The 22202-nt window shown below is 61.8% G+C and carries 14 protein-coding genes and 8 pseudogenes; 5 read left to right on the top strand and 17 right to left on the bottom strand.

Annotated elements, in window-relative coordinates; all coding sequences use genetic code 11:
- Positions 1-123 precede the first annotated feature (123 nt).
- The 9 genes and pseudogenes from A9K65_RS30745 to A9K65_RS30715 all read right to left on the bottom strand — a co-directional run.
- Positions 124-732, bottom strand: a pseudogene (locus tag A9K65_RS30745) (alpha-hydroxy-acid oxidizing protein); the annotation flags it as partial.
- Positions 732-941, bottom strand: a pseudogene (locus A9K65_RS30740) (hypothetical protein); the annotation flags it as partial. The pseudogenes A9K65_RS30740 and A9K65_RS30745, both read right to left, overlap by 1 nt.
- The gene (locus tag A9K65_RS30735) at positions 938-2488 is read right to left on the bottom strand and encodes a hypothetical protein (RefSeq protein WP_064994192.1); all 1551 of its coding nucleotides are present in this window, start codon (positions 2486-2488) and stop codon (positions 938-940) included. The gene A9K65_RS30735 and the pseudogene A9K65_RS30740, both read right to left, overlap by 4 nt.
- A 297-nt stretch (positions 2489-2785) precedes the next feature.
- The gene (locus tag A9K65_RS30730; RefSeq protein WP_064994191.1) at positions 2786-3784 is read right to left on the bottom strand and encodes a polyprenyl synthetase family protein; all 999 of its coding nucleotides are present in this window, start codon (positions 3782-3784) and stop codon (positions 2786-2788) included.
- Positions 3785-3935: 151 nt separating this feature from the next.
- Entirely contained in the window at positions 3936-5279 is a 1344-nt protein-coding gene (locus tag A9K65_RS30725; RefSeq protein WP_064994225.1) for a cytochrome P450, read from the bottom strand.
- Between the two features lie 8 nt (positions 5280-5287).
- A complete protein-coding gene (locus A9K65_RS36555; protein ID WP_263483495.1) occupies positions 5288-5413 on the bottom strand; it encodes a hypothetical protein in 126 nt (41 codons plus the stop codon).
- Positions 5410-5799, bottom strand: coding sequence for an SDR family NAD(P)-dependent oxidoreductase (locus A9K65_RS35750; RefSeq protein WP_176479560.1), 390 nt, complete (start codon positions 5797-5799; stop codon positions 5410-5412). Before A9K65_RS35750 ends, A9K65_RS36555 begins: the two co-directional genes overlap by 4 nt.
- Before the next feature lie 87 nt (positions 5800-5886).
- Positions 5887-6192: pseudogene (locus A9K65_RS35745) on the bottom strand (ferredoxin).
- A 1-nt stretch (position 6193) separates the two neighbouring features.
- Positions 6194-7486, bottom strand: a pseudogene (locus A9K65_RS30715) (cytochrome P450).
- A gap of 80 nt (positions 7487-7566) precedes the next feature.
- On the opposite strand from A9K65_RS30715, the gene A9K65_RS35740 reads away from it, so the two are divergent.
- The 3 genes from A9K65_RS35740 (at position 7567) to A9K65_RS30700 (ending at position 9391) form a co-directional block, all read left to right on the top strand.
- On the top strand, positions 7567-7755 hold the full coding sequence (locus A9K65_RS35740; protein ID WP_176479561.1) for a hypothetical protein: 189 nt from the start codon (positions 7567-7569) through the stop codon (positions 7753-7755).
- 708 nt (positions 7756-8463) lie between these two features.
- Entirely contained in the window at positions 8464-8676 is a 213-nt protein-coding gene (locus A9K65_RS30705; RefSeq protein WP_008874821.1) for a cold-shock protein, read from the top strand.
- Between the two features lie 316 nt (positions 8677-8992).
- Positions 8993-9391 carry a prephenate dehydratase domain-containing protein gene (locus tag A9K65_RS30700; protein ID WP_210192528.1) on the top strand — a complete coding sequence of 133 codons (399 nt, stop codon included), beginning with the start codon at positions 8993-8995 and terminating at the stop codon, positions 9389-9391.
- A gap of 831 nt (positions 9392-10222) precedes the next feature.
- Here A9K65_RS30700 and hemN read toward each other — a convergent pair.
- Complete coding sequence (gene hemN / locus A9K65_RS30690) at positions 10223-11578, bottom strand: oxygen-independent coproporphyrinogen III oxidase (protein WP_064994188.1); 1356 nt, start codon at positions 11576-11578, stop codon at positions 10223-10225.
- Positions 11579-11778: 200 nt separating this feature from the next.
- Positions 11779-12246: a MucR family transcriptional regulator gene (locus tag A9K65_RS30685; RefSeq protein ID WP_064994187.1), complete on the bottom strand. Its 468-nt coding sequence runs from the start codon at positions 12244-12246 to the stop codon at positions 11779-11781.
- A 551-nt stretch (positions 12247-12797) separates the two neighbouring features.
- Between A9K65_RS30685 and A9K65_RS30680 the strand changes: the two are divergent.
- Positions 12798-13799: pseudogene (locus tag A9K65_RS30680) on the top strand (cytochrome-c peroxidase).
- Between the two features lie 224 nt (positions 13800-14023).
- Here the strand turns inward: A9K65_RS30680 and tdh are convergent.
- The 6 genes and pseudogenes from tdh to A9K65_RS30650 form a co-directional block, all read right to left on the bottom strand.
- Positions 14024-15058, bottom strand: coding sequence for an L-threonine 3-dehydrogenase (gene tdh, locus A9K65_RS30675; protein ID WP_086081359.1), 1035 nt, complete (start codon positions 15056-15058; stop codon positions 14024-14026).
- Positions 15059-15709: 651 nt separating this feature from the next.
- Positions 15710-16156, bottom strand: a pseudogene (locus A9K65_RS30670) (5-methyltetrahydropteroyltriglutamate--homocysteine S-methyltransferase); the annotation flags it as partial.
- A gap of 74 nt (positions 16157-16230) precedes the next feature.
- Positions 16231-17223 (bottom strand): adenosine kinase, encoded by a 993-nt coding sequence (locus A9K65_RS30665; protein ID WP_086081358.1) that lies wholly within the window; start codon positions 17221-17223, stop codon positions 16231-16233.
- 109 nt (positions 17224-17332) lie between these two features.
- Positions 17333-18509, bottom strand: a pseudogene (gene metK, locus A9K65_RS30660) (methionine adenosyltransferase).
- A gap of 54 nt (positions 18510-18563) precedes the next feature.
- Positions 18564-19226 (bottom strand): annotated as a pseudogene (gene glyA, locus A9K65_RS30655) (serine hydroxymethyltransferase); the annotation flags it as partial.
- An 84-nt stretch (positions 19227-19310) separates the two neighbouring features.
- Positions 19311-20141 carry a hypothetical protein gene (locus tag A9K65_RS30650; RefSeq protein WP_198327536.1) on the bottom strand — a complete coding sequence of 277 codons (831 nt, stop codon included), beginning with the start codon at positions 20139-20141 and terminating at the stop codon, positions 19311-19313.
- Between the two features lie 117 nt (positions 20142-20258).
- On the opposite strand from A9K65_RS30650, the gene A9K65_RS30645 reads away from it, so the two are divergent.
- On the top strand, positions 20259-22088 hold the full coding sequence (locus A9K65_RS30645; protein WP_176479562.1) for a phospholipase D-like domain-containing protein: 1830 nt from the start codon (positions 20259-20261) through the stop codon (positions 22086-22088).
- The last annotated feature ends 114 nt before the right edge of the window (positions 22089-22202 follow it).

The raw sequence follows: 22202 nt of genomic DNA, 5'->3' as shown, positions 1-22202 counted from the left end.
TGCCGTCTCTTAAGTTGGATGTGCACGTATTCGCGCTTCATTGACCATAAGCCGGATCGGGCTGGCGTAGGTATTTCAGCGGCCTTCTAGGTGCCCCGCCGCCACGTGCGGACGACGCCCGCATCAACCGGCGGGCAGATGCGCCGAGGGCAACAAGCGCGCCTGACGTAATGCCGCCAGATCGGCCGAGCCGGTGCAGAAACAGGCGACGGCCAACTGGCGGATGACGATCTCGAAATGCGCGACAACCGCCTCGGTGGACACCGTCGCCGCGCGCAGCACGCCGGCCGCCTGCCCAGCGATGTCCGCGCCCAGGCGAATGGCCTTGGCCACGTCGACGCCGTCGCGGATTCCGCCCGACGCGATCAGCTTCACCGCCGGCAGCGCCCGACGTACCGCCTGCACGCTGGCCGGGGTCGGAATCCCCCAATCGGCGAAGGCCAGCGCCACTGCACGGTCGGCGGCATCGCGGGCGCGCTCGCCCTCCACCGCGGCCCAACAGGTGCCGCCGGCGCCGGCGACATCGATCACCGCCACGCCCGCCTCGACGAGCACACAGGCCACCGAGGCGGACAGGCCCGACCCCACTTCCTTGGCCACGATCGGCACGCCCACGCAACGCGCGGCGCGAGCGATCTGCGCCAGGACGCCGCGCCAGTCGCTGTCGCCCTCCGGCTGTACCGCTTCCTGCAGCGGATTGAGATGGACGATGAGTCCATCGGCCTCCAGCGCAGCGCCAGTTCGCGATAGAACGTCACGATCAGCATTTCGTCCTGCGGATCGCGGCCGGTGCGGGCGCTGGTCTCACGCAGGCTCGGGTGGATGCGCTGCAGGATGTACTGGCCGCCCCTGACCGCTTCCATCGCATGCTCGTCGGCGAACCCGGTCAGGGAACGCCCCCACTCCAGCACCTGCTGCAACGCCCGTTCGGTCTGGATCATGGCGACGCTCCTGCTCCCCCGGCCAGGACGCGCCGCCCCCAATGAAGCGCCAGCCACAACCCGGCGAGTTCGGCCACGCGCACGACCCGGATGGGGCAATACAGTTCCTTGCCGATCCACAGCGGCGTCTGCGGTAAGGCATGCGCCGCATGGCGGGCGAGCATCCACTCCAGCGCACGCCCCACCGCCTGCGCGATGCGCCGGCGCTCTGTCGGCTCTTCGCTCCCGTCCATCACGTGCAACGCGAACAGCGCATAGGCGGTTTCCTCGAATGTGGACGCGCGACCGGCGCCCCAGCCGCCGTCGTCACGCTGCGCCTGCAGCAGCGCCGCTAGCGCGCGCTCGTCGCGCCACTGGGGCTTGCCTTGCGCCAGCGCAGCGACCGCATGCGCGGTGGGATACAGCCACGAAACGTGCCATTTTTCGTTGTCCCATAGACCGTGTGGGTTGCGATTGGCCTCGACGTAGGCGCCGGTGCCGGCGTCGGGCTTTCCCAATAGTCGCAATGCATGCAGGGCATGTATGTTGGTCGACACTGAGGCATTGCGCTCGCCGGGAAAGGTGACGAACAGCTCGCCGATTTCGAAATGGCGCAACGCATCGACCGCCGGGTCGCGGCCTGCAAGGCGCAGGACGCACAACGCAACGGCGGTGTCGTCCGCATCGGCCGCGAAGTGCAAGGCCGGGCCCAGACCGCGCACGCCCAGGCGGGCGTCGAGCTGCGCGACGATCACGCGCATCGCCTCGGCGAGCGCGGGATGCGCGAACAGCCCGGCCAGATGCAGGGTGTACAGCGACCAGCATGGCTCAAACACATTGATCGGCCAGACGCTGGGAACGACACCTTCGATGCAGCTGCGCGTCGCCCGCGATGCCGCCTGCAGATACGCGTCGGCGCACCCGACCTGCGGCCTGCTCCCTTGTGTCACGGCGTGCGCACGCCACGCGGCGGTGGCCGCCGGACTGATGCCGATGCTGCCGTCTTCATCCGGGCATGCGGTGGTCGGCGACGTCCCCCAGGCTTCCCAGGAGTGCAGCAATGGATGGCCGCTCGGCAACGTCGCCACCGCCCCCAGCTTGACCAGGCAGGCTTGCCGCAACGGCAACAGCGCCGGGTGGCGCGGAAACGCCATGCTGCCCAGCAAGGATGCGGCCTCGCCGCACAACTGCGGCAGGATCAGCTCCGCGCCGATCGGCGCGTCTTCCGGCACCGCATGCGCGTAGGGATCGGGTTGGCGTTCGAGGAACCGGGTTGCAGCCTGGACTGCGTCGGCAGCGCCGGGAAGAGGGTCAGCGCGCTGCAATGCCAGCAACGCCGCCCACGTGGGCGCATGGCGAAACAGCGGGAAGTCCGCGCTTCCCCATCCGCCATCGGCCTGTTGCTGCGCGATCAGCCAGGCGTATGCGTCCTGCCGACCGGTGACGTTGCCGTGGAACTGCAGCGCTCGCGCCGTGTCGTAGACGGACGGACCGACGCTGCCGCCGTCGCTCATCTCGCTCAGCAAGTGGCGCAATTCGGAAAGGATCTGTTCGGACAGCGCGTTCACGCGGGATGTTCCTTCTGCAGAAGGTTGACGAGAACCAAGATCGGGCAGACGCCGCGCACGTCGCCGCAGGCCCGTCGCGGCCAGGCGCGTGGGCAGCGCCGGACGGCCGCCCTGCTCCGGCGCGGCGACGCGCGGCTGGCGTCGGTTCGCCCAATAGGCTAGCGCCGCGCGCCGCGTGACACGGCCGTGCTGGGCAACCGCTGCGATCGGCGCCGCGGACTCGGACAGAGTGCAGCATCCACCGCTGTCGCCGGCCGATCGCGCGGCACAGGGGCGACTCCATGCGGACGGGGCGCCTCATGCGCATGGCGCGTGCTTTAACAGATACGCGGTGGCCCGCTGCAGCATCTGCGCCAACGGTTCCGCACGCGGCCCCAGCGGGGCGATGGCCTCCCCGGCGTCGCGCAACAGATCCAGCGCAAACTGGCGCGCTGCTTGCAGCCCCATGATCGACGCGCAGGTCGGCTTCTGCGCCGCAGCGTCCTTGCCGGGTGTCTTGCCCAGCGTCGCGGCATCCGCTGTCGCGTCGAGAATGTCGTCAACCACCTGCAGCGCCAGGCCGAAACAGGCGCTGTAGCGATCGAGCGCACTGTACAGCGCGGCGTGCGCGGCATCCTCCGTGATGGCGCATAGCGCGCCCATGCGAACGGACGCGCGCACCAGCGCTCCGCTCTTCATCCGGTGCATCGCCACGATCCTGTCCAGCTCGACATGCTTTCCGACCAGCGACAGATCCTTGGCCTGCCCGCCTGCGGCACCCTCGGCGGACACCGCCTGTGCCAGTTCGTGCACGAGCGCGATACGGTTGTCGCCCGGCGCATCCAGGCTCGCCAGGGTGAGGAAGGCGTGCGCCTGCAGCGCATCGCCGACCAGGATCGCAGTGGCTTCGCCGAACTTGACGTGCACAGTCGGAAGGCCGCGGCGAAGCACGTCGTTGTCCATCGCGGGCAGGTCGTCGTGGACCAGGGTACAGGCGTGGATCATCTCGATGGCGGCGCCGACGTCCTCGAGCACGTGCGCCGGCGTATCGGCCAGTGCGCCGGCAGCCAGACAGAGCAAGGCGCGCGTGCGCTTCCCGCCATGCAAGGTGGCGTAGCGCATCGCCGCCATCAGCTCGGTCTCGCCATCGTCTTCGGCGCACAGAAGACGCGCCAGCGCCTGTTCGACCCCCTTTGCGCCGTCCTGCATCCAGATCTCCGGCAGCAGCCTGCCGGATGCGCCGCGCGCCTGCGCGCCCAATCCCCCGATCGCGGAAACGCCAGTTCGGTCGTCATGTGGCTTGGAACCGGCTTGCATGTTGTTCATGTCCTTGTGCCTGACAGGAGACGGCCTCGGAGAGCGGCGACCGCCGCGCTGTTGCCGGCGTCGCACCGAGCGCGCGCGCCGAGTGCAGCAATGCTGCGCGTCGCTCGCCGCTGCCTCGCCACACGGGGCATGCGATGCCAGCTCATGAGAATCCGATGCGGATTTTCATGGACGGATTTGCGGTCGGGTAATAGCGCCGGCCTTTTTCGACGTCGCTCAGCAACCGCGGCCGCACCCCGGCCTTGTGCATGGTCAGGGCCAAGGCGATGCAGAACTGCACTAGTTCCAGCCATACCAGGTGGTAGCCGATGCAGACGTGTGGGCCGGTACCGAACTGCAGCATGTCCACCGGCCGGATCGGGTCCGTGCGTTGCAGCCATCGCGCCAGGCGGAACTGATCAGGCGCCTCGTGCAGCAGCGCCGAGGTCGAGAAATGCAGCAGCGGGATGCACAGATGGGTACCCGCGGGAATGCGCCATTGGCCGAGTTGCAATTCCTGCAGCGCTTGACGCGGCAGGAGCGTGACCGCCGGATGCAGGCGCAGCGTCTCGCGGAACAGCGCCTCGGCGACCGGACACTGCGCTAGGTCCGCGTGCCGGGTCGGCACCGCGCCCACGCGTTGCGCCTCTTCGACCAGGGCGTCCCACAGCACAGGCTGCCGCGCCAGCTCGATCACCATCCAGGCCATCGTCGAGGCGGTGGTCTCGTGACCGCCAAGCAGCAGCAAGCGGATATTGGCGACCAGGACGTCATCGGAGAGCGCATCGTCGCTGCGATCGAAGGCGCTCACCATGTCCTTGATCAACCCGGTGCGCGCGGCATGCGCGCGCGCGTCGCGGATGAACTGGCGCAACTGCGCGTCGATCCAGTCGCGGGCGGCGCGGCCGCGCCGCAAGGGCAGTCCGGGCAGGTCGATCGGGGGCGCGACGATCAACTGCACCAGGTGCCGGTACTTGCGATGCCATCCCGGCAGGTCCTGCGCGGGGACTCCCATGAGGCGGAAGATGAGCTTTAGCATCAGGTCGCCGGTTTCACGCAGGATGGCTACGTCGCCGCGGTCGCGCCACGCCTGCACACGCGCCCGGATGACGGGCTCGAACAGGTCGCCGATGCCGGCCTGGGTCAGCCCCTTGGGCAGGAACGCCGGCTTGATCGCATCGCGCGCCTGCCGGTGCGCGCCGCCGTCCTGGGCGACCATCGTTCCACCAAGCAATTCGGGCGCGATCCCTTCGATCAGCGCCGAGGACACGTCCTTGTGCCGAAGCAGTGCGAACGCGTCCGGATCCATGCAGGTCATCAGGTGTCCGGCAGGGCCGAAATCCAGCCAGAAGTAGCTGCCCAGCGTCCGTTCCGCGCGCCGCAGCAGGCGCGGCAGGTCGCAGATGATGGCGGGAAGATGCCCGACCAGGGGGAAAGCGCCGGGCACGACCGGGATGTCGTGCCGCAGCCGGTGGCGACGGTTCAGCGGGTTGAGCAGCATGTTCATCAGCTCCATCAGCAGCGCGGCGCCGCGGCCGCTTCGACGGTGTCGCCGGCAGGCCGCGCGGCGCGGCTGTTGCCACCGTCGGCGTACGTCCGCACATGCGCCAGCATGGCGTGCGAGGCCGACAGCATGTTCATCGCCGCCTTCGACGCGGGGTAGGACGTCTGGGCGGTGTCACCGCTGAGCCCTGGCACGACGACATGTTGACGATCGCGCCACCGCCGCGGGCGATCAGCCGTCGGATGGCCTGCCGGCAGCAGAGCAGCGTGCCGCGCAGATTGGTCGCCATGGTCTGATCCAGACCGCCAGATCCAGGTCGAGCATCGCGCGCTCGCGCGGGGTCAGATGCATAGCTCGCGTTGTTCACGCAGCCGACCTCACCGAAATGCCGCTCCGCCGTCTGGAACAGCGCTGCCACCGCCTGCGCATCGGCGATGTCCATGGCCAGGGCCAGCGCGTGGCCCGCTTCGGCCGTGATCTGCGCGGTGCAGGCGATGGTCGCCGAGCCATCAATGTCGGCCACCACCACTCTGCCGCCCTCGGCGCGATGGCGAGGGCGCATGCCTTGCCGATGCCGGCGCTGGCGCCGGTCACCACGGCCACCTTGCCTTCAAACCGTCCCATCGTGTCCTTCTGGATTGTTGGTCTTTCGCGGCATGCCGCTCGGGTTCCGCCGAGAAGGCGCAGCGTCGGCGCTGGCGCGCTCGTCATCGCCAGCGTCGCTTTCGATGACCCGAATGGCGGCGACCGGGCACTGGCTGGCCGCGAGCCGCACGGCGACGTGCAACGCCTGCGGGACCGTCGCCACGCACACTTCAGCCACGCCGTCCGGTTCGCGCTGGCGAAAGGTGCCCGGCAGCGTAAGCACGCACTGCCCGGTGGTTCCGCACAGATCCTGGTCGACCACGACGCGCATCTCAGCCCCCTGCCTGCGCATTCAGCCGCACCGGCAGCGCGAGGAACGTCCTAAGGAACGCGGAGGGCTCCCGGGTCGGCTGCTCGGCCAATGCCAGCGTGGGGAAGCGCGCCTGGATCCGCGGCAGGCTCTCGGCCAACTGCATCCGGGCCAGTTGCGCACCGGGGCAGAAGTGGATGCCGTGGCCGAAGCTGAGCATGATCTTCCCGTCGGTCGACATGCCCGGATTGGTGCCGTAGAACCGCACGGCATCGAAGCGGTCGGGATCGGCGAAGGCGTCCGGGTCGCGATTGCCGGCCGCGATCAGCACGCGAACGTCCGCGTTCTTCGGGATCACCACGCCGCCCAGTTCGATGTCGCGCTGGGCGATACGCGGAGTGGCGCTGAACAGGACGGGCGCGTCGCGGCGCAGGACTTCTTCGACGAATGCCTTCACCTCCACGGCGTCTCCCTGCAGCCAATGCCGCTGTTCGGGATAAGCCAGCATCGCCAGGACCGCGTGGTCGATGGCCGCAGCAGTGGTGGTGAAGCCGCCCAGCAGCATGCCCCACAGCATGCTGATCAACTCTGCATCCGATAGCGTGTCGGCATCGTCGTCGTGTGCGCCGACCAGCATCGACACGATGTCATGGCGGGGATCGGTGCGCTTGCGCTGTATGAGGTCGCCGAAGTAGGCCTGCACCCTGGCGCTGCCTGCGTCCGCCGCGGCGAGCTGGGGATCGCTGGCGTGCGGGCTCAGGCCTTCCACAATGGCGCCGATGCCGGCGGCGAGCCCGAACATGTCGTCCTGGGGCAGGCCGAACAGTTCGGCGAAGACCAGCATGGGCAAGGCCAGCGCGAATTCCCGATGCAGATCCACCGCCTCCCCGCGCTCCAGCGCGGGCGCCATGCCGTCCAGGCGCGCTGCGACGATGCGCGCGATGCTCGGCCGCAGGTTGTCGATCTGGCGCATGGTGAAATCGCGAGAGATCAGCCGGCGCAGACGCGTATGCGTCGGTGGGTCCTTCATCGCTATCGTGGACGCCATTAGATTGAGGGACAGGCTGGTCGCCGCACGCGGGAAATAGCGCGCCAGTTCGCCAGGCGCCGGTCCCCGAAATGCATCGCCCGTGGCCGTGAGCGCCCAGTAAATGTCGGCGTGGCGGCTCAACAGAAAGAGGCCCGAGGCCGCGCGATGCACCGGATCGTGCTCGCGCTACCACCGCATAAACGGATACGGGTCGTGGATGCACGCTGGCGACGCCAGTTCGGCGAAGGCGTCCCGGCATGCTGTCTTGGTTTCTTGCACGTCCATCTTAGTTACCTCTTGGCTGGCTGATCTGACCGGCGCGCGCCAGGGTGGTAGGCAGTATAGTCATAGGAGGTGAAGGCGTCGTGCGAGCCACCGATCTCGGCCACCGCGCGGTCAAACTCGCCGGCGACGTGATTGGCCGTCGCCTTGATGTCATCGGTAGCCGCCAGAACCGGAGCGGTGCTCACGAAGGCCAGCGCGGTCGCAAAAAGAGCCAGACTGAAGGTTTGCTGACGGCGTCTCTTGGTGACCGGCCGATGGGCAAGTTTTGAGGCAAAGTGAGTTGTCCCTTATGTTGAGGGTGCTGCGTGCTCGTCCCTTTAGTGGGAGATAGTGGAGCGGTGGGTAGCCCCGAGCCAGATGAGGCATCAACATGTTTCGAGGCCTGACACGAGCGTCATCTTTGAGCTAATCTGGGAAACGTGAGACGGTATTTTTTTGGGGATCATTGGATGACTCTCCTCGGCTCGTGACGTGTTTGCGATGACTGCGCACGAACCGTGCCAAATGAGAAAACCCCGTTTCGGCGATGTGATTGTCGGACTCAGCTATGTGACGTATCCGACATTGTCGGACATCTTACACCGCCCGAAATGGGAAGCCCTCGCCGCTTAAAAAGGTGGCTAGGTGAGCTACCCTTCGGAGATGTCCAATATCGTGGCGTTAGCGCGCGCCTGTAGTTGCTGGTCGTCCGCGTACTCCTGCCCACATCGGCCGATCGCTGGTCCCCTAACACGACTCCAAACAGCGATAGACGCGGTCTGGAATTTACCGGAGCGTTGCAGGACTTGTTTTGCCATTCGGAACGCCAGCGCGGGGAGACGCTTCCGCGAGAGGCGGTCATGATGGAGCTTGCGAGCCGATTTGCGATTTGACCGGGGCTTTTGCTATTTTCGCTTTTGCTGCCCCTAAAATCTCAGATATGAAGCGGACCTGGCCTATGGCCTGCCTACATTGAATGGTTACAAAGGAATACGACTATGGCGACTGGAACGGTGAAGTGGTTCAACAGCACCAAGGGATTCGGTTTTATCCAGCCTGACAACGGAGGTCAGGACGTTTTCGTTCACATTTCCGCTGTCGAACGAGCGGGCCTTTCGACCCTTAATGAGGGCCAGAAGATCAACTACGAGGTCGAACAGGACCGCCGTACCGGCAAGTCCTCCGCAGGCAGTCTCAGCAAAGCTGGCTGATCTTTTTCTGCCTCTGCCCGGCAAGAGCCGGGCAGAAGTGCCACTGACCGCGCCATAGGAGCGGGCAAGAAACGGATCTCCCGCTGACCGGGCGGCGGTTTGCGGGAAGCTGCCAAGTTCTACTGAAATAAGATGTTTGCAAGTGAGGAGGGGCGGGTCCCAGCCCTCTTATTTTTTCTGCTGTAGATTCTCACGTAGCAGATGCCGACGGCGACCGCGCGCATCAGAACGAATCTGGACAACGAGACCAAGCTGCGAGCTTCTTGTGGGTCCGCTCGCTTCCACCGATCAATGCTATATTTTCGGTCATGAACCCGTGCGTGTGATTTTCATGAATGAGGGCTCTGACGCATTATCGATCGAGCGTGCCGAGGAAATGAACCAGCAATTCAGCCAGCCTCCAGCGGTCGACACCTCCGCGATCAAGCGGGTAGGGTACATTGGCCCTGAGGGGACCTGGACACATCAAGCCTCGCTAGACCTCTTTGGCGACCAAGTTGAACTCGTTCCGTTCAACGACGGATTGTTCGAAGCATATGAGAATGGCTGCGTCGACGTTGCATGCGTTCCAGCTACGACCTCTCTGGTCGGAACCACTCTCTACCTCGACCAAGTCCTGCGCTTGAGGTCTCCCAGGGTCATCGCCGAGTACCCGAAGGTCTTGAGCTATAGCCTGATGGCCAGCAAGGATGCGAGTTTCTCGATGAGTCACTAAGGTGCTTGGCCACGCCGTAGCCTTGCAGGAGGTGGCCGGGTCGCTCGACGAGAACATGCCCAATGTCGAGCGAGAGAGCCGTAAGGGAGCGACATCTTTAGTCGCTAAGCCTCGCCCTCGACAGCGGCATTTGGTCCTGCGCTTGGTGCCAAGCTGTACAATCTGCAGATATTGCGAACAGGAATTGAAGAAGGGCTGCATAACGTTAAGCGGTGGTGGGTGCTCGGGGGCAGGACCCCTGCGCCGACAGGATTTGACCGGACGACACTTCACCTCCGCGTTTCAGAGCAATCTCAGTTGTGTCCTGAACATGTTCTCGAAGGATAATTTAGCCGTTCTCAATGTCTATGAGCGTCCGACATGCGAGCGGCTGGACACCCATAAATATGTCATCGATGTCGCTGGCCATGTTTTGACGCACCCGGCGCTGGCTGCGTTGGCGGATATTGATGGCTTTAGAATTCTCGGGTCCTCCCACGTTGCTATTAGCTAAGGCTAGGGTAGTTTCTGCCCATAACTCCAAAACTGTTGATCCTCATCACTGATGAGAAGACACGACCGTGCCGCGCGTCCACGAGATCATCGCGCCGACGATCTTGTCGTTTTCGCTCAGTTTTCTTGCCTGCGAAAGTAGTATTCATAAGCACAAGACGTCGACCGGCCGGGCATCTCGCAAAACAAGTCACCATCGATGACTGTGTCGCGTTATCGGCGACACGCTCGTCCATTCGGGACCGTCAAACACTTCAATCCGCGCAGGGGGCGCCGTGACCGGGGCCTGCGGCGGTTTTAGGAGCTTGCCGTTCGGCACGAGCTTATCGCTTTGGCACCTCACGCTGATTGGCTGTGCTGTGGAACAACCCGGTCGAGAAAAGCATCGAATGCGGCAGCAACAGCGCGAACTACGAAACGATGCTCCTGCCGCACCCGGATGAAACCGTTTTCAATGTCCACTATCCCATCCTCAGCCAGCTTCGCCAAGCGTTCAGCAGCCGAATCGAGAAGGCGAGTTGGATCGAATCCAAAGGCCGCACAAATTGCCGGCACATCGGCCCGCAAATCGCACATCAGCCGCTCTATGATCACGGCTCGCACGCGGTCGTCGTCTGTGAGCCGGTAGCCTTTTGACGTCGCCAAACGGCCAGCTGCTATGTGCCGGCTGTAGGACTCACGTGTTACCTCGTTCTGGACGTAACCCTCGCCGACCCGCCCGATAGCCGACGCGCCGAAACCGATCAGGGTTTTGCAGGTGTCGGCCGAGTAACCCAGCGAGTTACGCCGTAGCCGACCACTGGTCTGCGCCAGCGTAAGTTCGTCGTCCGGCAAGGCGAAATGGTCGAGGCCGATCTCTTGGTAGCCGGCGGCGACCAGCGTCTCGGCCACGGCCGCAGCCTGTTCGGCGCGGGCGACGCTGTCCGGCAGCGCAGTCGTCTCGATCAGGCGCTGATTCTTTATCACCGATGGAATGTGCGCGTAGCCGAACACCGCAAGCCGGTTGGGGCGCATGGCGACAGTTGCCGCCGCAGTCTGGACGCAGGACTCTACTGTCTGATTCGGAAGACCGAAAATGAGATCGACGTTGATGCCGCTTACCCCATGCCGGCGCAGCTCTTCGACGGCAGCGGCCGTCTGCGCCTCGCTCTGGACGCGGTTTATCGCTTTTTGAACAATCGGATCAAAGCTCTGCACTCCGAGACTCGCGCGGCTCACATTGGCTGCTCCCATTGCTTCGGCAATCTCGGCCGTGAAGGTGCGCGGGTCAATTTCGACGGCGATTGTCGCGGACTCCCTGAACGCGAAGCGGCGGCGCAGGAGTTGGATCATGGCCAAGAACTCCGCTGCTCCGATCAGGGTCGGGGTTCCACCGCCGAAATGCACGTCGTTCACGACGAGCCCCTGCTGCACTTGCTGCCAGACCAAACGGATCTCGTCACGCAGAACGGCCAGATAATCGAGGATCGGACCCTGATTGCGGGCAATCGTGGTTGGGAAGCCGCAATACCAGCAAATCGATCGGCAGAACGGAATGTGGAGATAGAGAGACACCGGATCGTCAGCCGGCAGACCTCTTAGCCATTCCTGATAGCTTTCGGGCCTGACGGTGGCGGTGAACTCCGGCACAGTCGGATAGATGGTGTACCAAGGCAGGAGAGCCTCGCGATATTCTTTCAGGATAGAGGTCTGCAACAGTTTCCGTCCCAAGCTGAAAAGTTGGTCCTTTTACCGCCGCGGTCTCCTGTGTCCCTGCGCTATGTCAATTCCATTCCGCTTCGCGCGTGTAATCACGCCCTGCAAGGAAAAGGCGGGATTTGATCCCGCCTTTCTATGTTTCGCTCGCATCATGCCGATCGAGCTGCCAGCCCCTCAACGGGTCTGGATTGAGGAAGTCACGCTGGTACCTTCTTTCTAGACCGCTTCTCGGGCGCCGAGACTTCAGGCTCTTTCGGTTTGCGCCCAAGTCCCATTGTCTTGGCCAGGGCAGAGCGCGCAGCCGCATAGTTCGGCGCGACCATGGGATAGTCCGCCGGCAGACCCCATTTGGCGCGATATTCATCGGGTGTCAGCCCGTAATGGGTCGACAGATGGCGCTTTAGCGATTTGAATTTCTTGCCGTCCTCAAGGGAAATAATGTAGTCCGGCGTCACCGATTTTCTGATCGGGACGGCCGGCGTCAACGCCGTCGGCTCTTGTGCGGAGACGCGACCGGCCGCCGTGCGTTTCAAAGCTTCGTGCACTTGGCCGATCAGGGCAGGCAACTCCCCCACCGGGACGGGATTGTTGGAAACATAGGCTGAGACAACATCCGCGGTAAGGTCGATGAGGTTGTTGGCGTTTTCGAAGTCTTCTTCTGGCATGAAACTCTCCAGTGGATTGGTCTGCGGAGCGTGGCCTTCTAGTGATGATTTCCGACGAACGCAACAAATCTCGCGACAGGATTGTTCGGTGCTCGTCCAACATCGAGGTCTATAGCGCCAGTTACAAGCTGTCGCGACGCTGATCTCCTCGGAAATCGCCGTCCATAAGCGCCCGGTATCCGCCGTTCAGTCGCGATCTTGTCGGTTGAGTTGCGAGAGGACGACGCAGAAAAATTGTAAGCACCAAGAGCCGTGCACCTGGAAGACCTTGCGCGTACGAAACAGGTCGGCGTTGCGCCAGCGTGGGGCGACAGGCAACAGAACCGACCAAGCCCTCAGCGAACAAATAGCGATTGCGCGCCCGCCACTGTTGGTATCGGGGGCCGTCGGGGATAAATCGCAGTCACTATTTTCGCCGCTCGATCATCTTGGTCGACAGGCACCATTCCCTTGATCCACGGATCTAGCGCAGGGCGTTCGCAGGCCGCATGTGGAGAATGGTTTCCGTGCACATAGTCGGACTCTATCTATGAAAATTCTATTGCCTGGCGGTGGCTGTTGCGCTTGTGGCGGCCACAGCTTTGCTGAGCAGTCCCTTCCGCCAGACCTCAGGGAAACGGCACTGGCCATCTTCAAGCCCTTGCCATCCATACTGGCAGTCACCAACAACCCAAGCACACCGGAGAAGGTTGCCCTCGGCAAGGCGCTGTACTTCGATCCACGCCTCTCGTCCCCAGGCGTTTTCTCCTGCACTTCGTGCCACAACCTGGCCACCGGGGCGACGACAATCGTGAAACTTCGATTGGCCATGGTTGGCAGAAGGGGCAGCGCGACGCGCCGACGGTGTTTAACTCTGTCTTCAACAAATCACATTTTTGGGACGGTCGCGCCGAAGACCTGAAAGCTCAGGCCAAAGGGCCGATACAGGCCGGTGTCGAAATGGCCAACACACCGCATCGAGTGGTCGAGACGTTCAAATCGATGCCGCAATATGTGGAGTTGTTCCAATCTGCTTTCCCGGAGCAAGCCGATCCCATCACCCTCGAAAACGTGGCCATTGCACTCGCAGCCTACGAGGCGACACTGGTCGCGCCGGCCCCCTTCGACGCCTACCTCAATGGCGATGACACCCCCATTGATCCCGAAGCGAAACAGGGCTTGGCCCTTTTTATGGAAAAGGACTGCTCCTCCTGCCATTCCGGTGGGGAAGGCTATTATCCATTCGGCCTCGTAGAGTAGCCTGGCGCCGACATCCTGCCGGAGAACGACAAGGGACGATTTGCCGTCACCAATGTACCAGATGATCCTATGTTTTCCGCGTGCCATCGCTGCGCAACGTAGCAATCACCGCGGTATACTTTCATTCGGACAAGGTCTGGGACCTGAGCGAGGCGGTCGCCATCATGGGCACCACCCAGCTTGGCCAAGAGCTAGCGCAAATCGAAATCGATCGGATCGGTGCCTACCTTCATTCGGTGACCGGAAAGCGACCGGAGATCACAAATCCCGTCTTGCCAACTGAAACGCCCACAACACCTCGACCTCGATCCTAGGCATTGCGAAACAGGTGATCGCGTCGGAGCCAGTGAGCGTTCCTTGACCCATCTGGCGAATTGCCACAGGCGCTGCCGTCCGATTGGGCCGTGATAGGTCGCGGCGCGATTGAGCGTCGCACGTTGATGGCAGGAGCCATGGTTTTGCACCAGCCATGCTCCCGCTCTTGGAGATCTTCGGCAGGCCAGGGCGCTGTCCGTCAGCATTAGGCCGGCCAATCGCCTCACCAGTCCATCACCACCTTGCCCGAACTACCGCTGCGCATCGCATCGAAGCCGGCCTGAAAATCGTCGATTCCGATGCGGTGGGTGATCAGGCCGGAAACATCCAGCGGGCCCTGCACAAGCGCGATCATCTTGTACCAGGTCTCGAACATCTCGCGGCCGTAGATGCCCTTGAGATGCAGCATCTTGAAGATGACCTTGTTCCAGTCGATCTCGAAGCCGGTCGGCGCGATGCCCAGAATGGCGATCTTGCCACCATTGTTCATGGTGTCGATCATGTCGCGGAAGGCGGGGGCTGCGCCCGACATTTCGAGGCCGACATCAAAACCCTCGGTCATGCCGAGTGCCGGCATGACATCGCGCAGCTTTTCCTTCGAAGCATCCACGACATGCTGGACGCCGAGTTTTTTGGCAAGCGCCAGCCGCACCGGATTGATGTCGGTGATGACCACTTTTCGCGCGCCGACGCATTGGGCGACGAGCGCGCCCATGATGCCGATCGGCCCGGCGCCGGTGACCAGCACGTCCTCGCCGACCAGATCGAATGACAAAGCGGTGTGAACGGCATTGCCCAGCGGATCGAAGATCGCGGCGATCTCGTAGGGCACATCATCGGGGATCGGCACGACATTGTGCTGCGGGATCGCCAGATACTCGCCGAAGGCACCCGGCCGGTTGACGCCGACGCCGAGCGTATTGCGGCAGAGATGCCCTCGCCCGGCACGGCAGTTGCGACAATGACCGCAGACGGTGTGGCCTTCGCCCGACACGCGCTGGCCGAGCTTGTATTCGGTGACCGCCGCGCCGAAATCGGCGACGGTGCCGACGAATTCATGGCCGGTAACCATCGGCACCGGCACCGTCTTTTGCGCCCACTGGTCCCAATTGTAGATATGCACGTCTGTGCCGCAGATCGCCGTCTTTTTGATCTTGATCAGCACGTCGTTGGGGCCGATCTCCGGCACCGGCACCTCTTCCATCCAGATGCCCGGTTCGGCCTTGGCTTTCACCAGCGCCTTCATCATGTTCGACATCAGATGCTCCTTACACCTTGGTTTGATTCCACTCTCGCCTCTCCTCTGGTAGCCGCACAACGGAAAGGTGGGGTTCGGAGAGCACAGCTGAGATTTCTGGACCGATGGGTATGTCGAGGCTGCCATGGTGTCGAAGCAACACTCCACCGCGAGCGGCGCGTGAAGATCCAGTTCCAGCGAACCTCAGCGGAAACCGAGCAAGCGCCGCGCCAGATGCAGCGAAGTTTCAATTCAAACGATGAGGAATGAGAGTAGCTTGCGGCTCGGGCTATGTTGTCGATGTCCGCCACATGCGGCGCAATCACTCTACACGATGCTCTCGATGGTCGATCTCACCGCGATATCTCAATAGTGCGGACGCACAGGCGGCATCCGCAAACGTGCCCCTCGGTGAAGTGTCTGCTGACCGCTGGCTGTGTCAGAGCCAGAAGCTCATGGACGAAGCCGCCTTCTCCCACCTCGTGCTCTAGATCATCCGTCCTCTGACCAGAAGCGGCTTCCCAGATAGCCCCGCCGCTCAGTCGTCCAGCGGGCCTTCGGCTGGACGACAATGCCGAGCCCCCCTCGTGTCTACCGACCTGCGCGCGGCTTCTCGATGGCGTCCTTTCTGCCTCAAATTATCCGCGAAGCCCGCTGGTCACATATTTGCCGTCACAGGGACCCAGCGGCCTGCGCCTGGGCCTTCTCCCGCAGCGCCCCTGCTGCAGCGACCATGTTGATGAGGGCAGGGCGGATCTCCTCCCATTTCCTTGTTTTGAGACCACAGTCCGGATTGACCCACAGTTGGCTATCCGACAGTCGCTCGCGGGCAAGTTGGGCGAGATGCAAAATCTCGCCGACTTCTGGGACACGTGGTGAGTGAATGTCGTAGACGCCAGGACCGATTTCGTTCGGATATTAGGACTTCGTGAAGGCGTCTAGCAGTTCCATTTTGGAGCGCGACGTCTCGATCGAGATGACGTCCGCGTCCAGTTCAGCGATAGAATCGATGATCATTGAACTCCGAGTAGCACATATGCTGTGAATTTGGGTCGCGTCCTCCACGCCGGTAGAAGCGAGGCCGAAGCATTCGACAGCCCAGCCGAGATAATGTTTCCATAGGTACAGCCGATCTCCCCCCTTGAGGGTCCCTTGAGGGGGAGATGCCCGGCAGCACCTTGCCGATATGCCCCCTACAACAACCCCGCCTGCTCAGCCTCGCGGCACAGATTCTGCCGAGGCCTGGGGCCGATCTGCTGGATCACCAAGCCGGCCGCCAGTGAGCCAAGGTCGCCGCAGGTCTGCAGGTCGCGGCCTTGCGTGTAGCCATGCAGGAAGCCGGCGGCATAGAGATCGCCGGCGCCCGTCGTGTCGACCAGTTCCTTGATGGCGGTCGCCTTGATCACCACCGTCTCGTCGCCGCGCACGATCACGGAGCCTTTTTCCGAGCGGGTCACGGCGGCGATCTGGCAATCCTTGCGGATCTGCGCCAGCGCCTCGTCGAACGAGGATGTCTGGTAGAGCGATTTGATCTCGTGGCTGTTGGCAAAGACGATGTCGACCGTGCCCGAACGCATCAGCTCGAGGAATTCGTCGCGGTAGCGGTCGACGCAGAACGAATCCGACAGCGTCATCGACACTTCGCGGCCTGCCGCGTGCGCCAGCTTCGCCGTCTGGCGGATCGCTTCCTTGGCGCGCGGCGGGTCCCACAGATAGCCTTCGAAATAGGTGACCTTGGCGCCAGAAGCCTTATCGGCCTCGACATCCTCCGGCCCAAGCTCGACGCAGGCGCCGAGATAGGTGTTCATCGAACGCTCGCCGTCAGGGGTGACGAAGATCATCGACCGCGCCGTCGGCGGCTCGCCCTTGAGCGGCGTGGTGTCGAAGGCGACGCCCTGTGCATGGATGTCGTGCGCGTAGATTTCGCCCAGCGCATCGTTGGAGACCTTGCCGAAGAAGGCGGCGCGGCCGCCAAAGCTGGCGACGCCGGCCGCCGTGTTGCCGGCGCTGCCGCCGGAGGCTTCGATCGCCGGGCCCATGCGGCTGTAGAGCAGTTCGGCGCGGTGGGTGTCGATGAGGTTCATCGCGCCCTTGATGATGCCGTTGGTCTCCAGGAATTCCTCGTCGCACTGGGCAATGATGTCGACAATGGCATTGCCGATGCAAAGCACGTCATAATCCGGCATCAAAATCTCCGCCAAAAACCCGAGCCGGCTTCTTGCCACGCCGGCCCGGGGTGTTTCTTTCGAGTGTGGAATGGGTCGTCCTTTGCCGAAAGGATCCAATACCGACGCATCAAGCAGCTGCGGGTCCTGCCTCACGCGACAGGTCGTCAGCTCTGTCCGTCTTTTCCCAGGTGAACTCCGGCTCTTCGCGGCCGAAGTGTCCGTATGTCGCGGTCTTGCGGTAAATCGGCCGTAAGAGATCCAGCGCCTTGATGATGCCTTTCGGCCGGAGATCGAAAAGCTCAAGGACGGCGCGTTCGATCCGTTTTTCATCAATCTTTGCGATTCCGAATGTATTGATGAGGACTGAGACCGGTGCGGCCACACCGATCGCGTAAGCAAGCTGAACCTCGCACACCTCCGCAAGTCCGCTGGCAACGACGTTTTTTGCGACGTACCGCGCGGCATAGGCGGCCGACCGATCAACCTTGGACGGGTCCTTGCCCGAAAAGGCACCGCCGCCGTGACGCCCCATGCCGCCGTAGGAATCGACGATGATCTTGCGGCCGGTAAGCCCGCAATCGCCTCGCGGCCCGCCGACCACGAACCGGCCGGTTGGATTGACCAGGAACCTTATTCCCGTCGTATCCAGGTCATGGGGCAAGACCGGCCTTATGATCTCCTCAATGACGCCTTCGCGGACGGTGGCCTGTGAGACCTCATCATCATGCTGCGTCGACAGGACTATGGTATCGAGCGCTACCGGTCGCAAACCTTCATAGCGGACGGACACCTGAGATTTAACGTCCGGGCGGAGCCAGCCAAGGCGTCCAGTTTGGCGCACCTCTGCCTGTTTTTTCGTCAAATCGTGAGCAAGTTGGATTGGCAAAGGCATTAATGTTTCGGTCTCGTTGCATGCGTACCCGAACATGAGGCCCTGATCTCCCGCTCCCTGCTCGAGATCCTGCCCTCGTCCCTCGTCGACCCCCTGGCTGATGTCAGGCGACTGCTCGGTCAGGGCCAAGATCACCGCGCAACGACGGCCCGTCAAAGCCGATCGCATCGTCGTCATATCCAATGTCCAAAATGATATCGCGGGCAACTTGGCTGTAGTCGATCTGCGCGTGGCTGGTGATCTCGCCAGCCAGAACGACCATCCCTGACTTCACCAACGCTTCACAAGCAACGCGAGCCTGAGGATCCTTGCGAAGAATCGCATCGAGGACGCCATCTGAGATATTGTCGGCCATCTTGTCGGGATGTCCCGCGCCGACGGATTCGGAGGAGAACACGAATTGTCTGGTCATGGAATATCCTCGCTTCAAACGTTGGAATTAAATGTGACAGCTGATCCGGCCATCTTATCTGTCGGAGATGCCAGGTACGTCGAACGCAGCGCAGAAGTCGGCCGTCACTGCTGGCGTGCCTAACCGAATGCCGCTGGTGAGCGCGGGATGCCGCCGGTCGCCCGGCACCATGTTGAAATTCGTGATGATACCTGCTTGCGACAAGCGCTCGGCATAGGCTTTCCCGGACAGCGGCCGGTCCCGTAGATCAAGGATCAGCATGTGATTGTCAGTGCCCCCCGTGACGAGTTCATAACCTCGCTCCAGAAGCGCCTGGGCCAGAGCCTTGGCGTTGTTGACGATCTGCTGACCGTACACTCGGAACGACGGATTCCCTGCTTCGTGCAGAGCGACAGCTAGCGCTGCAATCGTATTCATGTGCGGTCCGCCCTGCAGGAGAGGGAACACGGCACGGTCTATGCGTTTGGCCAGATTGTGTTTGCTCTTGGAATGATAGAGTGCCTGATAGCGGTCTTCATTCCTTGACAGTATGAAGCCACCGCGGGGACCGCGTATCGATTTGTGAGAGGTGCTGGTGACCACATCGCAATGGCCTACAGGATTGGGGTGCACTCCTGCGACAACGAGGCCGCTGATGTGGGCGATGTCGGCCACCAGGTAGGAGTTCACCTCCGAAGCAATTTTGGCCATTGCCTCGTAGTCAAAGATACGCGGATAGGTGCGGTACTTTTCCGAATGTCATGATTTTGAGCGCCTTCTTGAAATCCGCCCCAGGCGTCATTGGCGTCGAGCCGATCGCTCTCAGTCCAACTGGCCCGGAAAATTCACTTTTCGCCCAGCTTCGAGATTGCGCACGATATTTTCGACTGCGATCTGGTAGAACTCACCGACATGGAAGGCCATGGCACCATCAAGGTTTCGTTGGTGATATGAAATGATGCCGATCACGCAATTCACCAGAGCGACTACAGCGGACTCGTCCAAGGGGTAGTCGGCGTAGATGGCATTCGGATCACTGAAATAGCGCTTATCGAGATGCGCGAAGAACTTGTCCCGCCGGCCCATGATCATCGCAATCGTCGTCCTGTGGGCTTCCAGCTCATTGAGCTGTTCCTTGATCAGGCTTGGAGATGGTGTCCCCGATTTCCAGGCGATGTGCATCTGGTTGTCGAGGCAAAACTCGAGGAACCTGAATAAGCTGCGGTCGCTGCGCCTTGGACTTTCAAGCAGCTTGGCAGTGGCAAGATGGAGATCGACTTCGATCGAGCGCATGATCTGGTAAAGTAGTGGTTCTATTCGCCAGAGCCTGTCCCCGTGCTCTTCGCATTGTTTCAATAGGGACGAATACGTTGCCAGCTTGATCACCAGACCCGGTGGGTTGTTCCCATGGACAAGCGCGGCATAGCGCCCGAGGCGCTCTTCATAGTTGGCCTGAATCTGTGCCTTCATCGATCGTCGTTCCTTCCGGAAAGAACCGGCAATCGCACGCACAAACCTGTTTCGGCGCAACCGCAATGAAAATTTGCCCGCCACCACCCATGCCGAGCGGCGGCAATTATTGCTGACGTTGAAGTGTGAGCCCGCTGTAGTGTCGCCATATTCTGCGCCATCAAGTATCTGGCTAACTAACATGTGGTCACATGCCACAAATTTTTGCCATAAGCATGATTGATTCCATTCAGAACTTGAAATTCAATGTCATGGTTTGGGAGAGATAATCCCGTTCAGCATTGCCATGAGGAGGGAAGAATGCGGAAAATGGGGGCATCCGATAACGGCAAGTTGAAAGTGCACGCCATTGCGGGGACACGCGTCGTGTTGCTGGCGCTGGATCTGTCCAAGGCGGATGCGCGGGGGTTGAGAGGCTTCGCGTTTCGACGCCGCGTCAATGGTGGTGAATGGTCGTGGCTGACAGGACTGAAGATATTCGAGAAGCTGTTCCCGCAGGGCGTCAAGGCTGCGGAGGATGGCAAGATACCGCGGTTCTTCACGAACGAGCATCCGATTCAAAGCTTTATGTGGAGCGACTATCAGGCCAATCCGCAGACCAGATATGAATTTGAAGTCTCGGCCATGTTCGGCGAGCCGGGTGCGCTTGAAGCCCGCCATACCGCAAGTATCGACATTACCACCGAGGCAGAAGACGACGGCAGACATGGTATCTGGTTCAATCGTGGTGCCATCGCCAGCCAGGCCTTCGCCGAAAAGTTCGGCAACAAGGCGCTCGGCGACGACGAGTATAACGATCCGGAAAACAAGGAGGTCGCGTGGTTGTCGCGCGGCCTGCTTGAAGCGTGTATCGCCCATATTCGGGAGACACCCGCGGGCGATGGGCTGCGCGTGGCGGCCTATGAGTTCACATATTTGCGCTTCGCGAAGGAGTTGAAGGCTGCTATCGACCGTGGCGTCGACGTACGCATAGTGTTCCACGACACAAAGGTCAACAACGCGAACGCAGAACTGGCTGGGCTAGCGGAGAAGGTTGGCAACCGCACGATACTGTTTCGGCGCACGAAAACCAAAATCCCCCACAACAAGTTCATCGTGCGTCTTGCTGGCGGGACCGACCCTGTCTCGGTCTGGACAGGCTCGACCAACTTCACGCCCTCCGGCTTTCTGGGGCAGACGAACGTCGGACATAAGGTGACCGATGCCGGGGTTGCAAAAACCTATTTTAAATTCTGGACCGGTCTCACCAGCGATCCCGATGACGACCACGCAACGGTTGCAGCTGTCGGTCTGACCCCCAACCCAGCCAATCTTGTCGGTCCTGGCGTCACGCTTGTGTTTTCACCGCGCACCAGCACGCGAATGCTCGATTGGTACGGCGCGCGTATCGCGGACGCAAAAACGTCCTCCATGTTTACGGGTGCCTTTTCCGTCGATCCCAAGATTCTGGCGCCCATGGCCGCGAAAGGGCCGTCGATGCGGTTCATTTTGCTCGAGCGGCCTCCGACCGAGGCAATCGAAAAGGCACAGCAGGAGAATCCAGCCGATCTGCAATTCTCGTACGGCGCCATCCTTGGCAAAGAGAAGATGGAAGTTGAAGAGCGGACTGGGCGTAGCGCCACGGGAAAAAAAGTCACCAAGATCGTGCCGATACCTCATTTCAAGATCGAAAGTTGGTTTCTCGATGAGGAACTGGAACGCCAGAGCGGCGATGGATTCGTCTTTTTCATCCACACCAAATTCCTGCTGATCGATCCTCTATCTCAGGATCCGCTGATCTGCACAGGATCGGCGAATTTTTCCGGAGGCTCCCTTACCGCAAATGACGAGAACATGCTGTTGATCCGCGGCGACACCCGGGTCGCTGATATCTACCTGACAGAGTTTGACCGGATATTTCGCCACTTCTACTCTCGCGACATCATCAACAAGATCGAAAAGTTGGGTGGCGAAGCCAAGGTTGGGATACTTGATCCATCGGGCAAATGGCTCATCGCCTACTATGCCGACGACAATGCCAAGTGTCACAAGCGACAAATGTTCTTCGCCGATCCGGACGCAAGTTGGAGCCAGGCGGCACCGGACGATCACGACATATTCAAGGGCGAAAAGAAGCTGCCTGTGATTTGACCTGAAATGGGCCCAAGCGTTCACCAGGCGAGCGCCACCTGCACGTCTGCGCACCTTCTGAAGCGATTGGTCCCGCGGGCCGCAAAATTTTCGTTGCGGCCTATCAAGACCGTT

It is taken from the genome of Mesorhizobium sp. WSM1497 (genome assembly GCF_001672455.2).
Classification (GTDB): domain Bacteria; phylum Pseudomonadota; class Alphaproteobacteria; order Rhizobiales; family Rhizobiaceae; genus Mesorhizobium; species Mesorhizobium ciceri.
The sequence above is the reverse complement of the archived record's forward strand: the minus strand, read 5'-3'. Positions and strand labels throughout refer to the sequence as shown.

What these genes read in the sequence shown, in the direction of transcription:
- A9K65_RS30685 (WP_064994187.1), bottom strand. Translation starts at nt 12,246, where the DNA reads ATGCCAGAAGAAGACTTCGAAAACGCCAACAACCTCATCGACCTTACC.
- A9K65_RS30725 (WP_064994225.1), bottom strand. Translation starts at nt 5,279, where the DNA reads ATGAACATGCTGCTCAACCCGCTGAACCGTCGCCACCGGCTGCGGCAC.
- A9K65_RS30650 (WP_198327536.1), bottom strand. Translation starts at nt 20,141, where the DNA reads ATGTTAGTTAGCCAGATACTTGATGGCGCAGAATATGGCGACACTACA.
- A9K65_RS30705 (WP_008874821.1), top strand. Translation starts at nt 8,464, where the DNA reads ATGGCGACTGGAACGGTGAAGTGGTTCAACAGCACCAAGGGATTCGGT.
- tdh (WP_086081359.1), bottom strand. Translation starts at nt 15,058, where the DNA reads ATGTCGAACATGATGAAGGCGCTGGTGAAAGCCAAGGCCGAACCGGGC.
- A9K65_RS30645 (WP_176479562.1), top strand. Translation starts at nt 20,259, where the DNA reads ATGCGGAAAATGGGGGCATCCGATAACGGCAAGTTGAAAGTGCACGCC.
- A9K65_RS30665 (WP_086081358.1), bottom strand. Translation starts at nt 17,223, where the DNA reads ATGCCGGATTATGACGTGCTTTGCATCGGCAATGCCATTGTCGACATC.
- A9K65_RS36555 (WP_263483495.1), bottom strand. Translation starts at nt 5,413, where the DNA reads ATGAACATGCTGTCGGCCTCGCACGCCATGCTGGCGCATGTGCGGACG.
- A9K65_RS30730 (WP_064994191.1), bottom strand. Translation starts at nt 3,784, where the DNA reads ATGCAAGCCGGTTCCAAGCCACATGACGACCGAACTGGCGTTTCCGCG.